General features: G+C 43.2%; 11 protein-coding genes. 8 read left to right on the top strand and 3 right to left on the bottom strand.

Annotation, left to right across the window (positions count from 1 at the left end; all coding sequences use genetic code 11):
* Positions 1 to 77: 77 nt before the first annotated feature.
* From KHN78_RS12585 to KHN78_RS12575, 3 genes are all read right to left on the bottom strand, one after another.
* The gene (locus tag KHN78_RS12585; protein WP_211916289.1) at positions 78 to 848 is read right to left on the bottom strand and encodes an ABC transporter substrate-binding protein; all 771 of its coding nucleotides are present in this window, start codon (positions 846 to 848) and stop codon (positions 78 to 80) included.
* A 103-nt stretch (positions 849 to 951) separates the two neighbouring features.
* The gene (locus KHN78_RS12580) at positions 952 to 1722 is read right to left on the bottom strand and encodes an ABC transporter ATP-binding protein (protein WP_128810540.1); all 771 of its coding nucleotides are present in this window, start codon (positions 1720 to 1722) and stop codon (positions 952 to 954) included.
* A gap of 227 nt (positions 1723 to 1949) precedes the next feature.
* Positions 1950 to 3413 (bottom strand): flagellar sheath protein A, encoded by a 1464-nt coding sequence (locus KHN78_RS12575; RefSeq protein WP_211916288.1) that lies wholly within the window; start codon positions 3411 to 3413, stop codon positions 1950 to 1952.
* Positions 3414 to 3874: 461 nt separating this feature from the next.
* Between KHN78_RS12575 and KHN78_RS12570 the strand changes: the two genes are divergently transcribed.
* From KHN78_RS12570 to KHN78_RS12535, 8 genes are all read left to right on the top strand, one after another.
* Complete coding sequence (locus KHN78_RS12570) at positions 3875 to 5422, top strand: DUF3360 family protein (RefSeq protein ID WP_211916287.1); 1548 nt, start codon at positions 3875 to 3877, stop codon at positions 5420 to 5422.
* A 305-nt stretch (positions 5423 to 5727) separates the two neighbouring features.
* Positions 5728 to 8004 (top strand): formate C-acetyltransferase, encoded by a 2277-nt coding sequence (gene pflB, locus KHN78_RS12565; RefSeq protein ID WP_211916286.1) that lies wholly within the window; start codon positions 5728 to 5730, stop codon positions 8002 to 8004.
* A 152-nt stretch (positions 8005 to 8156) separates the two neighbouring features.
* Positions 8157 to 9137 (top strand): lipid A deacylase LpxR family protein, encoded by a 981-nt coding sequence (locus KHN78_RS12560; protein WP_211916285.1) that lies wholly within the window; start codon positions 8157 to 8159, stop codon positions 9135 to 9137.
* 144 nt (positions 9138 to 9281) lie between these two features.
* Positions 9282 to 10022, top strand: a complete 741-nt coding sequence (gene pflA, locus KHN78_RS12555; protein WP_128810535.1) for a pyruvate formate lyase 1-activating protein — start codon at positions 9282 to 9284, stop codon at positions 10020 to 10022.
* Between the two features lie 90 nt (positions 10023 to 10112).
* Positions 10113 to 10775 (top strand): energy-coupling factor ABC transporter permease, encoded by a 663-nt coding sequence (locus tag KHN78_RS12550; protein WP_211916284.1) that lies wholly within the window; start codon positions 10113 to 10115, stop codon positions 10773 to 10775.
* Between the two features lie 202 nt (positions 10776 to 10977).
* The gene (locus KHN78_RS12545; protein WP_211916283.1) at positions 10978 to 11478 is read left to right on the top strand and encodes a YfbU family protein; all 501 of its coding nucleotides are present in this window, start codon (positions 10978 to 10980) and stop codon (positions 11476 to 11478) included.
* Positions 11479 to 12008: 530 nt separating this feature from the next.
* Positions 12009 to 13943 (top strand): PrkA family serine protein kinase, encoded by a 1935-nt coding sequence (locus tag KHN78_RS12540; RefSeq protein ID WP_128810532.1) that lies wholly within the window; start codon positions 12009 to 12011, stop codon positions 13941 to 13943.
* A 45-nt stretch (positions 13944 to 13988) separates the two neighbouring features.
* Entirely contained in the window at positions 13989 to 15260 is a 1272-nt protein-coding gene (locus tag KHN78_RS12535; RefSeq protein ID WP_211916282.1) for a YeaH/YhbH family protein, read from the top strand.
* Positions 15261 to 15263 lie beyond the last annotated feature (3 nt).

The raw sequence follows: 15263 nt of genomic DNA, 5'->3' as shown, positions 1-15263 counted from the left end.
CCTAAACTCAATAAATCGACCGTTGGCGACTTCTAGGAACAAGCCAACGGCCTTTCTTTACTAGCGCATATTACGTATTACTCACCGTAAACATCGTAGTTAAAGTACTTACCTGCAATATCTTGGTAAATGCCTTTTTCACGCAGTGATAAGATCGCCGCGTCAAGCTTCTTCGTCAGTTCTTTATCTTGTTTACGAACCGCAATACCAAAGCCGTCACCAAACCATTTTGGATCCGTTAATGATGGGCCTACGAACTCGTAATCTTCACCACCCGCTTTATTTAACACACCCTCTTCTAGAGCAGAGGCATCACCAAGAACGGCAACCACACGGCCATTAGCAAGATCGAGGTAGGCTTCATCGAAAGAGCCGTAACGAACAATCTCTACTTTGTCGCCATAGTTATCAGTCAGATATTTGTCGTGCGTAGTTGCGCGCTGAACCGCAATTTTTTGTCCATCAAGATTGTCAAAGTTTAAATTCGCGCCTTTCTTTGCAATGAACTTATTTGGAATAAGCGCGTATTTCCCTGTGAAATCAACTTTCTTTTTACGCTCTTCTGTGATCGACATTGCTGCAATGATTGCATCGTACTTACGCGCTAACAGCGATGGAATGATACCATCCCAGTCTTGTGCAACGATTTTACACTTCACTTGCATCTCTTCACAAAGTGCATTCGCCATGTCGACATCAAAACCTTTCAGTGAACCATCCGTTTCTGTCCAGCTAAATGGAGGGTAAGCGCCCTCAATACCAAAGCGAACGGTCTTCCATTCTTTCGCTTGAGCGACACCAGACACTGCAGTTGCAGCAAGCGTTGCAGCCAATAACCACTTTTTCATTTCCATACTCCTGTGATTGGTCTTTTATTTCGTTGTGTTTTTTATGTTGATTTAAGGGCAGGCACGACATCGCCACCCTATAAAATATTGATAGCCATTAATCTTAATAGATAGAAGAGATAAACTGTTGTAATCGTTCTGAATCTGGACTAGTAAAAAGCTTAGCTGGATCTCCCTGTTCTTCAACTAAACCTTGGTGCAAAAACATCACATGGTTAGAAACATCACGTGCAAAGGCCATTTCATGAGTGACCACAAGCATGGTTCGCCCCTCATCTGCCAAGTCTCTCATTACCCCAAGTACCTCCCCAACTAGTTCTGGGTCAAGGGCTGAGGTTGGCTCATCAAACAGCATGACTTCGGGATCAACAGCTAAAGCTCTGGCAATGGCCGCGCGCTGTTGCTGGCCACCGGACAAGTGACCTGGGTAATAATCTTTACGCTCGTATAGCCCCACTTTCTTTAACAGCACTTCGGCATTCTCAATAGCTTGCGCTTTTGGCACACCGAGCACATGGACTGGTGCTTCAATGACGTTTTCTAAAACGGTTAAGTGGGACCAAAGGTTAAACCCTTGGAATACCATGGCTAAACGAGAACGAATACGCTGTACTTGTTTCTCATTAGCGGGAACGGATTCCCCTGCGCGGTTGTTCTTCATTTGGATAAGCTCGCCGTTTACCCAAATTTCACCTGCGGTAGGCGTTTCTAGAAGGTTGATGCATCTTAGAAAGGTACTCTTACCGGAACCGGAAGAGCCAATGATGGAGATAACGTCTCCTTTGTGGGCCGACAGTGAGATCCCTTTGAGAACTTCATTCTGTCCAAATGTTTTGTGCAGGTCTTTTATATCTAGCGCGGGTACATCATTCATGCGCTTTACTCCCTGTGTTATCACTGCATTAAGGGGCTCCGCCCTTTTGATTGGAACAAATTATCACCACTAAACTAAAGTTGCAACAAATTATTAACCTAAATATTTTACATAGTTAAATACACACATCGAATTATTATGCATTTTTTAGCGAATTATGCTTTTACGTGTGCATAGCCGATATAAAAAAGCCCCTCGTTGGAGGGGCTATTAAATATATAAAAATGTTAGTTTGTGCGTTCTAAAAATAACATCTTAGTTTTGGCTATTCGGTTACTAATTTCACGAACCTGTTGTTCATTCATTACCACACCAAGAACGTCTTTTGTTGTTTGGTTACCGTCGCCGTTAGAAAACGCAGTTAAAAAGTCTGCTGCTTTTACATCACTATTTTCTTCAGTAAAAACATAACTCTGTGTCATAAGAGAGTCACTAGAAACAACTAGTTCGTCTTTTAAGTCCGATGGCATACTTGAGTAATCTAGCTCAGGCACTACAACTCGGCCATCGATTCGTGAGTAAACTGAATGTCGCAAGACATATGGTGTTGTCCCTATTGTCGCGCCTTGCTGATAACTAACTCGTTGAACACCATTTTCGTCTCCAAGCCCAATACTATCGGTCAAGTCAATAACACTCATGGAGACGCTAGGTTTCATATTATGAGTATTATTTACCGCAAATAAAGACACATCATCGACGACAATATCCCAAGTATCAGTGACCTTATCTGTGTATGTAGCATCCCACCCTGGTGTTGCTATTGTTCCATCAACACTAAACGTCCAAACATCTCCTTTTAAGCTCTCTGGATGATAGAAAGGACTATTTTTTGGAACCTCTGCCAAACGATAAGCAAAATTATTGTAAATAACATCAATGTTAACGTTCGCAAAAGTAATTCCTGATGTATTTACTAGCGGTGACGATGGTATGCCCGCAAACACCATTCGATTGTCATTCCAACCTTCAAAACCATATTGGTAGAGAGCAGAACGTGAACTTGTACGATATTGAGACACCATCGTTCTTTCGGTATTAATAGCAGGTAAGACCTCGCCTTTCGTAAAGCGTGACTCATTTGCTTGGACTGTTTCCAATTGGGAGTCAAAATAGAAAGTTACATCAGGATTTCCATCAGCGCTATCATCCCATTTGTAATCAAGATTTTTTCGTTCGCCAGTAGAATCATTATTTCCAGTTAAACATTTTGTTCCGCGGACCTTAGTACCAACAGACAAGTAAACATTTCGAAGAGATGAATCAGACTCTAAAAGTTCTCGAGAAAAAGTGAGTGCATTGATTACCGTGCCGTTTACCTCTTGAAGAGTAACACTCCCACCTAGAGGGATTGACTCTAAGGAGATAGTAAGTTTGTCATTTGATGCATTAATAACTGAATTTGGATCAACTCTGTTTCCTTGCGCATCGGAATAGTAAGCAGAAAGATCATTGTCTAACTCGCCACCTAACGAATGATAATTCAAGACTTCTTCTTCAGTACCAGCATTAAATCGTTCATAAATTGTACACAAACCATTTGTCGAGAGTGCTTGTATTTCGGGTTCAACAAACGTAAATGTAAACGTAGTTTTCGCCGGCGCACTACTACCACCGCCGCCACCGCCGCCACAACCGACCATTAGTCCTGAAATAATTGCCACTAGCGGCAGTACTGTAAGCTGTTTCATGTCTTGTTCCTAAACTGAGCGGCAATGATTAGCCAAAAATTCGTTTCTTGTAGGCAATAAGCAAGAATGAAGCCAGTTTTTTATCCATAAATATCAAACAAACCATTCGACGGTTTAGATTGTTATTTAAGCCAAATAGCGCCTAATTTTATGCAACTTGTGTAATCGAATTACACACTAAATCACCAACTTGTTCGCAAGTTGGACACTTTCTGTAGTTTTCTTTCACATCCATTCTTAAAGTGATCTAAATCAATCACCCCAAAGGGCTATCTTGCTAGACTCCGCCCCTATGATGAGGAATTTTTTGTGCCTCAACAGAAGACAAAGTTTTTAGCTATGCTTAGGCACGATATATTCGTGCAACAAAATCTAATAATAGCTAGCATAGGAAGTGCCGCAGGAAGCGGAAAAACACAATTCAATTCAGAATTTATAACTTTTAAATATATGAGGAATCTATGTCAGACGCAGTAAATAAAGCGCACTCTGATTCGGATATCGAGAATAAAAGCTACAGCGAGCTTCATCGACCGTCATCTGAGTTCGCAAGCCGTTCAGACTACCTAGACCACGAACTGCAAATCATGAAGCCACGTCGCTACGCATTGAACTTGCCAGGTCGTGATTTCCGTTTTGAGCTTGAAGATCTTGTTCCTGCACTTGCTGGTACCATCGGTATTATCGCAATGTACTCTGCGGTAATGATGTCTTGGGCTGAAGGTCTTACTGCAGCATGGGACCACGTTAACTTAGGCAAAGAGTTTGCTATCGAAGTTGCACGTGTAGAAATGCTTATCCCTGCACTTCTTTTCTGTGTACTTGCATCTGGTTTTATTAACCCTAAAGCCAACCTTGCAGGTAACCACGGACCAATGATCCCTCTTATTGGTACCATCGCTCTCGCTGGTGCTCACCCTCTTGCATTGGCAATCTTGATCGGTGTATTCGGTCTTATTCTTAGTTTCCTAAAAGGTGGTTCCAAACTGGTGAACCTGACCTCAGAAGGTACAGCCGGTGGCTTGCTTATCTTCTTAGGTTTAACGGGTACGATAAGCCAAATCACCTCAATTCAGGAGTGGGCGGTTGGTCTTCAATCTGACACGGTAGCTGCGGGTAGCATGGGTTATGTAGGCCTTATCGTTCTTGCTGTGACTATCGTTCTTTACGCTTACCTTGCAAAAGTGAATAAGCGTTGGCTAGCAATCCCTGTGTGTGCTTTCACTGGCCTTTCAATTGCGCTAGTACTAGGTGCGGGTTTTGATATCAAATTCGTAACAGAGACTGGTCTTCCTAACCTAAACCCAGTTTACTGGTGGGGCAGCACAGAAGAAGGTTGGATGCTTGGTCTTCCAAACATGGAGCACTTTATTGCATCACTACCATTTGCAATCCTTGCAGTAGCAATGTGGTCACCAGACTTCCTTGGTCACCGTATCTTCCAAGAATTGAACTACCCTAAAAAGACTGAAAAAGTACTGATGGACGTCGATGACACAATGACTATGTGTTCTATCCGTCAAATGGTTGGTACTGCAGTAGGTGGTGGTAACATCACTTCATCTTGGGGTACTTACATGATCCCAGCAGCGATTGCTAAACGTCCAATTCCAGCGGGTTCTATCCTACTAGGCTCAATCGTAATGATTGTTGCGATTCTTGGCTTCCCAATGGACGTTGCGGTATGGCCACCAGTAATGCGCGTTGCGCTTCTAGTTGGTGTATCTCTACCGCTTCTTGAAGCAGGTATGCAGATGGTAAGAGATTCGAAAGATTCACAAGCAGCGGGTATCTGTATCTTCGGTAGTGCCGTAGTTAACCCAGTGTTGGCTTGGGCTCTAACGATGCTTCTTGATAATAACGGTCTAATTGGTGACAAAGAGCGTGCTTCACGTCTATCATTTGTCGACAAGATTGTTATCCCTGTCGGCGTGCTAGTTATCTGTTTGGTCGCTATGCTTGCTGTAGGTATGCTAGAAGCTCAGTTTGGTATCCCAGCTCTGCTTTAAGCTACTTACTCAAAATTTTTATGGGTAGCGCTTGTCGCTACCCTATTTTTATTAAATATTTTTAGCGTTTATTGATTTAGTTTAAGGTTTGCAAAAAAAGTTTAGTGTAGCCTTGAGATGTAGTAAGATAGAACCCACATTAATAGCAGTGACAATATTTATAGTTTTATAACCCAAAACTGTTCATTTAAGACTATAAATATTGTTATTCATTAAGAGTGTACTGTTCTCCATGTCAAAGTGGAGATAGCTGGCTCAACGGCGAAGCAGTACGTATTTTTTTCTACTAAAAAGGTAGGTATGTCATGGCAGAGCAATTTGCTAAAGCTTGGGAAGGTTTTGCTGCAGGCGACTGGCAAAACGAAGTAAACGTTCGTGATTTCATTCAGAAGAACTACGCTCCATATGAAGGCGACGAATCTTTCCTAGTTTCTGAAGGTACTGAAGCAACTAACACGCTTTGGGCTAAAGTAATGGAAGGCATCAAAATTGAGAACGCAACTAAAGCGCCTCTTGATTTCGATACTGACGTTATTTCTACCATCACTGCTCACGATGCAGGCTACATCGAAAAAGATCTAGAGACTATCGTTGGTCTACAAACTGAGAAACCTCTTAAACGTGCAATCATCCCTAACGGTGGTGTACGTATGGTTGAAGGTTCTTGTAAAGCATACGGTGAAACTCTTGACCCTATGATTTCAAAAATCTACTCAGAGTACCGTAAAACGCACAACGCTGGCGTATTCGATATCTACACTCCAGATATCCTAGCTTGTCGTAAGTCTGGTGTTCTGACTGGTCTTCCAGATGCTTACGGCCGTGGTCGTATCATCGGTGACTACCGTCGTGTTGCACTATACGGTATCGACTTCCTAATGAAGGACAAGCTAGCTCAATTCAAATCTCTTCAAGAGCGTTTTGAGAACGGCGAAGACCTAACTGCAACTATGCAACTTCGTGAAGAAATTGCAGAGCAACACCGCGCTCTAGGTCAAATCAAGCAAATGGCTGCTAAGTACGGTTACGATATCTCTGAGCCTGCAACAACTGCTCAAGAAGCTATCCAATGGACTTACTTTGGCTACCTAGCTGCTGTTAAATCACAAAACGGTGCTGCAATGTCTCTAGGTCGTACTTCGACTTTCCTAGACATCTTCATCGAGCGTGATATCGCTGCTGGCAAAATCACTGAAGTTCAAGCTCAAGAAATGATCGACCACTTCGTAATGAAGCTACGTATGGTTCGTTTCCTACGTACTCCTGAATACGATGAGTTGTTCTCTGGTGACCCAATCTGGGCTACTGAGTCAATGGGTGGTATGGGTATCGACGGTCGTACACTAGTTACACGTACTAACTTCCGTTTCCTAAACTCTCTATACACAATGGGTCCTTCTCCAGAGCCAAACATCACTGTACTTTGGTCTGAGCAGCTACCTGACGGCTTCAAACGTTTCTGTGCTAAAGTATCTATCGATACTTCTTCTATCCAGTACGAAAACGACGATCTAATGCGTCCTGACCTACAATCTGACGACTACGCAATCGCATGTTGTGTATCTCCAATGGTTGTTGGTAAGCAAATGCAGTTCTTCGGTGCTCGTGCTAACCTTGCTAAAACTATGCTTTACGCAATCAACGGCGGCGTTGATGAGAAGCTAAAAATGCAAGTTGGTCCTAAAGAAGCGCCAATGACTGATGAAGTTCTTGATTACGCTAAAGTAATGGATCGTCTAGATCACTTCATGGATTGGCTAGCTAAGCAATACGTAAGTGCACTAAACTGCATCCACTACATGCACGACAAATACAGCTACGAAGCGTCTCTAATGGCTCTTCATGACCGTGACGTTCGCCGTACAATGGCATGTGGTATCGCAGGTCTATCTGTTGCAGCTGACTCACTATCTGCAATCAAATACGCAACTGTTAAACCAGTTCGTGACGAAGATGGTATTGCAATCGACTTCGAAATCGAAGGCGACTACCCTAAATTCGGTAACAACGATGCACGCGTTGATGACATCGCATGTGAACTTGTTTCTAAGTTTATGGGCAAAATCCGTAAACTTAAGATGTACCGTGATGCAATCCCAACTCAGTCTATCCTTACTATCACTTCAAACGTTGTGTACGGTAAGAAAACTGGTAACACTCCAGACGGTCGTCGTGCTGGCGCTCCTTTCGCTCCTGGTGCAAACCCAATGCACGGTCGTGACGAGAAAGGTGCTGTAGCATCACTAACATCTGTAGGTAAACTACCGTTTGCTGACGCTCAAGATGGTATCTCTTACACTTTCTCTATCGTACCAAACGCGCTAGGTAAAGAAGAAGAGAGCCAACGTGCTAACCTTGCAGGCCTAATGGATGGTTACTTCCACCACGAAGCTGGCATCGAAGGTGGTCAACACCTAAACGTGAACGTTCTTAACCGCTCTACTCTAGAAGACGCAGTTAAGCACCCTGAGAAATACCCTCAGCTAACAATCCGCGTTTCTGGTTACGCTGTACGCTTTAACTCTCTAACTGCAGAGCAACAAGCTGACGTAATCGCACGTACATTCACTGAGTCTCTATAAGACCCATTGAATTAGCACAATAAGTGATACAACAAAGGCTGGTGCAGTAATGCGCCAGCCTTTTTTTGTACCTTGAACTAAAGTTGTGACATGACATCTGATTTTGTTTTTGATCTTCCGTATGATGCGGAAAAAGCTAACAAATGACCGATATGAAACCCAGTAAACTTTTCGCCCTTGCCTTACTCTCGCCCGTTGCGATTGCCTCTACAAAATCAACCATTTCATTTACCTTAGATAACGATGGTATATTCGGCGTCGACCAAGACTATACCAATGGTATTTTCCTTTCGTATGCGACCGAGCAACTGCGCCGTGATGCTGAATGGCGTTGGTTGAGCTTGAATGAAAGCAGTAACCAAACCAACGTAGACAAAATTGAGTTGGTGCTTGGCCACAAAATGTGGACACCAAGCGATATTGAAGCCGACTACCCTTTGGTCAACGACCGTCCTTACGCTGGCTACTTACACACTGAGATCAATTACCTGACTCTCACTGCCGACCGTGCGGTACGATACAACTTCACCATTGGTGCTACCGGTGAAAGCTCACTGTCTGATAAGGCGCAAGATATTGTTCACGGCATCACTGGCTCGACCGATCCACAAGGTTGGGAATATCAAATCGATGATGAAATTGCCTTTAGTGTCGGTTACCGCGCATTCAATAAGCTAATGCGCAGTGAAGCTTCAACTCAGCAATGGGAGATCACCAATGTCACGGATATCAACGCTGGTAACTTCCGCAGTGACATTTCTCAAGGTGTGATGTTCCGTTGGGGTACGAACCTCGCCAATAGCATTGGGGCCGCAAACATTAGTGTTGAAAGCCCTTTTCATGCCAGCATGATCGCAAAAAGTACATCCAGTTGGTTTCTATTCACTGGCTTTGAGGGACGCTACCGCTTCAATGACATCACGATTGAAGGCGATCGCTCTGGTATCCCTGAGCCCTCAGAACCTTATGACGTGACCTTGCAAAACTGGCAAGCCAGTGCGGTCGCGGGGGCGACTTGGCACAATCAAAATTATGGTGCAAGCTTAACATTCACCGTTAAGACACCAGACTATAAAGAAGCGCAAACGGATGTGTATGGCACGGGTTCGCTGTCTTTATTCGCATTCTTTTAAATAAACGCCATTCTGCGGCGAGTGAGCTTTCATTCGCCGCTTTCTTTGCTCACTATCTCGGCAACGAAAACCCTCCAAGACTGTTTTAACCCTGCGATTTGTAATAAAATAGCAAGCATAATTTATTACAAATGAGAGCAAAAGATGTCAACAACTGGTCGTATTCACTCGTTTGAGTCATGTGGTACCGTAGACGGACCTGGTATCCGTTTTATCGTCTTCTTGCAAGGTTGCTTAATGCGTTGTAAGTACTGTCATAACCGTGATACTTGGGACACACATGATGGTAAAGAAGTCACTGTAGAAGAGATCATTGCAGAGGCAAAAACTTACCGCCACTTTATGAATGCATCCGGCGGCGGCATCACATGTTCAGGTGGTGAAGCAATGCTTCAACCTGAGTTTGTTCGTGATTTCTTCCGAGCAGCACAAGCAGAGGGTATCCATACCTGTCTTGATACCAATGGCTACATTCGCAAACATACAGATGTTATCGACGAAGTTCTAGACGCAACCGATCTTGTGATGTTGGATCTTAAACACATGAAAGATGAGATTCACCAAGACTTTATCGGTGTGTCTAACCGTCGTGTATTAGACTTTGCTCGCTATCTGCATAAAATCGGTCAAAAGACTTGGATTCGTTATGTTGTGGTTCCTGGTTACACTGATGAACCAGAGGCGGCCCATATGCTTGGCGAGTTCATCAAAGATATGGACAATATCGAAAAAGTTGAGTTACTGCCTTATCACAAGCTAGGTGCTCATAAATGGGAAGCTCTTGGCTTGGAATACCCTCTAGAGGGTGTGAATCCGCCGCCAAAAGAGACAATGGATGAGATCCAAGCTATCCTTTCTCAGTACCACTCAAATGTGAAATACTAAGTATTCAGATATAAAGAATCTTCTAAAAATACCAGCGTTTTGCTGGTATTTTTGTCTTTAACTTAGGGGAAAGACTTAAGGCGTTCAAACATGGATTGGTTTAATTTAGCGTCCGCTATTATCATTTTTCTGGTAGTGATTACTTACTGCTTACCTGACTGGCGCAACACCGTTTGGCCAAAGCTACTCCAGGAAAAATCATTTCAACACCTCGTTTGTGCAACGTTGTTTATCCTTAGTATTCTCTGGTCAGCCCAAGCGGGCGTGAAAGATGGCTTACAGATCCATTTCCTTGCCGTTACCACACTCACCATGATGTACGGTTGGCGTATGGCCTTTTTGCTCTGTATCCCTGCTATGTTGATCCATCACGTCATTCACAACATTTCACTGCTCGCACTTCCTAGCGCACTCATGTTATCGGCTTTGCTGCCCATTCTGATCAGTTATTTAGTCTTTTTTGTTAGCTATCAGTATCTGCCAAGAAATATTTTCGTTTTCATTTTTATTGCTGGCTTCTTTAACGGCGCTCTGACTGGCAGCCTCCATTTATTGCTTAACGCGATATATCATTTGTATAGCGGTCATTATGATTGGCAAACCATTCTCGACAACTACTTTGTGTTTGCACCATTGCTTGCCTTCCCTGAGGGGCTACTCAATGGTATGTCGCTTGCTGTCCTCTCTGTTTTCAAGCCCGAGTGGTTACGCGTTTTCTCCGATCGTGACTACATTTACAATCATCATAAATAACCTCAAGGTATTGACTTAATCTCTTTCACTCTGCGCGATGAGGAAACCGAGGCTTGAACAAACGAATGATGATTCAACTGGCTAAATCGACGAATTCTTGCCATTTTTCATATTAAATATGTGTTGAGATCATGTTTCAACCTAGTCCAAAACGTTAACCTAAGCACATTAAAAATGTATTAGATTATTTAGTGAGGTCATCATGGAAATGTCAAACGCTCAACGTTTGATTCTATCAAACCAATACAACTTAATGTCTCAACTTGATCCAAGTAATTCTGCAAAATACAAGCGTTTACAAACCATTGTTGAACGTGGTTATGAGCTGCAGATGCGAGAGCTAAACAAAGATTTTGGTTGTATTACTGAAGTAGAATGTCGTGAGATCATTGATATTTTGGAAATGTATCACGCGATGCAAGAATCAAACAAAATGTTAGAAGAAGATGAGCGCCAAAACGTAGACCAGCGTCGCCTTCAATTCTTAGGTTTTGATATCGCGACCGAGGCACAGCAAGTCCACTATGTGCGCTTCTTAGTCGATTCAGAAGGGCTTTACCCTCAATTTGACAAAGCTGACCACCATTTCAATAGCCAAATGCCAATGCTTGAGAAGTACCGTCGAATGCTAAGAACATGGCGTAACTGCCCTCGCCAATACCACTTGTGTGCAAATGAACTTGCACAAATTTTTAGCGCTTAAACGATATTTTTAGCGAATAAATGGGATTAACCCATTGCTCGATTAAAAAGAGGACCTCGGTTCTCTTTTTTGTTTATGCGCTTGTTTGCAACCCTCTCTAACATCTCCTCTCCTAACACTCGTTTAGCTCTTAGGTTGCCACTCTTTAAGGGGCTTAAGATTTCATCGTATGAAAATTAAAGCGTACCCTCTCCCTTTTATATGAACTTCATTTAGTACTTGGCCTCATTTAGTTAAATAGTGATTCAATTGTCAATTCTGCAATAAATTCATAATTGTTAAGCAAAATTGAAAATCCCCGACTAGGCTTAAAAGGAGAAAGGGAGTGATTGAAAGGTCCCTATTCACCGACTTTTGTCATAGAAAGAAAACGCCTATAAAGCAACACCTTTGGTGAAGTCCGACTCAAAATTGAGCGAACCAAACAAGATTACTGGGCGTAGAACTTTACTTAGAGATAGACAATTAAAGTGATAGGTAAACCTGCTTCAACGTTCGTCGGTAGACTGACTATTAAAGGGGAAAGCGACATGAGTATTTTCGACCACTATCAATCCAGATATGAAGCTGCAAAAGATGAAGAGATGTCGTTACAGGAATTTTTATCCCTGTGTAAGGACGACAAGAGCGCTTATGCAAACGCAGCAGAGCGACTGCTTATGGCTATTGGTGAGCCCGAGGTTATTGATACGGCTCAAGACCCTCGATTAAGTCGCATATTCTCGAATCGAGTTATATCGCGTTACCCAACATTCAAAGATTTTTTTGGTATGGAAGACGCTATAGAACAGATTGTTTCTTATCTCAAACATGCTGCTCAAGGCCTCGAAGAGCGCAAACAAATCCTCTACCTACTCGGCCCTGTTGGTGGTGGTAAATCATCACTCGCCGAGAAACTAAAGGCATTAATGGAAAAAATGCCCGTTTATATCTTGAGTGCTAACGGCGAGCGCAGTCCTGTTAACGATCACCCGTTCTGTCTATTCAATGCGACAGAAGACGGCGAAATTCTCAAAAAAGACTACGGCATTGAGCAGCGCTACTTACGTTCGATTATGTCTCCATGGGCGGCAAAACGTTTGCATGAATTTGGCGGAGATATTACAAAATTCAAAGTTCTTAAAGTTCGCCCTTCTATTTTGGACCAGGTTGCCATTGCGAAGACTGAACCAGGTGATGAGAATAACCAAGACATATCATCCTTGGTCGGTAAAGTTGATATTCGCCAACTTGAGCACTTTTCACAAGATGACCCCGATGCTTACAGCTATTCAGGTGCACTTTGTAAAGCAAATCAAGGTGTGATGGAATTCGTGGAAATGTTTAAAGCACCGATTAAAGTGCTGCACCCTCTATTAACTGCAACTCAAGAGGGTAACTTTAACGGTACGGAAGGGCTTTCTGCCATTCCATTTGACGGCATGATCCTCGCCCATTCAAACGAATCCGAGTGGCAGACATTCCGAAACAACAAAAATAACGAAGCATTTCTTGACCGTGTTTACATTGTTAAAGTGCCTTACTGTTTACGTGTTTCAGAAGAAGTGAAAATCTACCAAAAACTGCTTGAGAACAGTGAACTTTCCGCGGCCCCTTGCTCGCCAAGCACGCTGGAAACATTGGCGCAATTTAGTATTCTCTCTCGATTAAAAGAGCCGGAAAATTCGTCTATTTTCTCCAAAATGCGTGTCTACGATGGTGAAACGCTTAAAGACACCGATCCAAAAGCTAAGAGCTACCAAGAGTATCGCGACTATGCAGGTGTGGATGAGGGCATGAATGGTCTATCGACACGATTTGCGTTCAAAATTCTTTCGCGTGTGTTTAATTTTGATCAAACTGAAGTCGCCGCCAACCCTGTACACCTGTTCTACGTGATCGAACAACAAGTTGAACGTGAGCAATTCCCGTCAGAAATGGCTGAAAAGTACCTTGAATTCTTGAAAGGTTATTTGGTGCCGCGCTATGTCGAGTTCATCGGTAAAGAAATTCAAACGGCCTACCTCGAGTCCTATTCTGAATACGGCCAAAATATATTCGACCGCTACGTGAGTTATGCTGACTTCTGGATTCAAGATCAAGAGTACCGCGATCCAGAAACTGGTCAGTTGTTTGACCGAGCTTCACTCAACTCAGAGCTAGAGAAAATTGAGAAAACCGCCGGTATTTCAAACCCTAAAGATTTCCGTAATGAAATCGTTAACTTCGTACTTAGAGCAAAAGCAAACAACAACGGCCTAAATCCGGTTTGGACCAGTTACGAAAAACTGCGCACAGTCATCGAGAAGAAAATGTTCTCTAACACTGAAGAACTTCTTCCGGTTATTTCATTCAACGCGAAAACGTCTTCTGAAGATCAGAAGAAGCACGACGATTTTGTCGCGCGCATGATGGAAAAAGGCTACACCGAGAAACAGGTTCGCCTACTTTCTGAATGGTATCTACGAGTACGTAAGTCTTCCTAACCAGTATGAGTTAGGTCGTTTGTGAAACATGAAGAGGGCTATTTCATGGCGCAATTTATAGACCGAAGGCTCAATGGCAAAAATAAGAGCGCTGTTAATCGACAGCGCTTCTTGAAACGCCATAAAGAGCAGATCAAAGAGTCGGTAGCAGACGCAGTGAATCGACGCTCGATCACCAATACGGAAACGGGCGAAGACGTATCTATACCGCACAAAGACATTAACGAACCTATGTTTCATCAGGGTAAAGGGGGCGTACGCGAACGAGTACACCCTGGTAACGACCAATTTATTACTGGTGATAAAATCGAACGCCCTAAAGGCGGAGGACAAGGCGGCGGCGCTGGAGAGGGGAATGCCAGTCCAGATGGCGAGGGGCAAGATGAGTTTGTATTTCAAATATCAAAAGATGAGTATCTCGATATCTTATTTGAAGATCTTGAACTGCCAAACTTAGAAAAGAACCAAGTCGCCAAGATCACCGAGTGGAAAACACACCGTGCGGGTTTCCAAACCGCAGGGATTCCATCAAACATCGCGATTGTTCGTTCATTGCAGCAGTCGCTCGCGAGAAGAACCGCGATGACCGCGGGTAAAAAACGCCTTTTAAATGAGCTCGAACTTGAATTACAAAGAATCGAGCAAACTGAACCCGTTCAAAAACTGGAAGAGAACCGATTAAAAAAAGAGATCGAGGAACTTCGCAAGAAAATCGAGGGCGTACCTTTTATTGACACGTTCGACTTACGATTTAAAAACTATGAAAAACGTCCCGTACCATCGAGTCAGGCGGTGATGTTCTGCTTGATGGATGTATCTGGCTCAATGGACCAAGCAACAAAAGACATCGCGAAACGTTTTTATGTCTTGTTATACCTATTTTTAACTCGCACTTATGAAAACGTGGAAGTCGTTTATATCCGCCATCATACCCAAGCTAAAGAAGTCGATGAACATGAGTTTTTCTACTCACAAGAAACGGGCGGTACTATTGTTTCAAGTGCATTGAAACTGATGGATGAAATCGTAAAAGATCGCTACCCCGTCGGTCAGTGGAACATATATGCGGCACAGGCTTCAGATGGTGACAACTGGGCCGATGACTCTCCACGATGCCGCGATCTGTTAGTGAATAGGTTGCTACCTAACTGTCAGTATTATTCGTACATCGAAATCACACGACGTTCGCACCAAACCTTGTGGCACGAATATGAAAAGCTAACTCAAGCCTTTCCGAACTTTGCCATGAAAAACATCCGCTCAGTGGAAGATATCTTCCCGGTATTCCGTGAACTATTCCAAAAAGAAACGGCGTAAGGA

This window comes from Vibrio sp. B1REV9, assembly GCF_905175395.2.
Lineage (GTDB): Bacteria > Pseudomonadota > Gammaproteobacteria > Enterobacterales > Vibrionaceae > Vibrio > Vibrio alfacsensis.
Note: the sequence above shows the minus strand (reverse complement) of the source record. Positions and strands in the feature narration are given on the sequence as shown.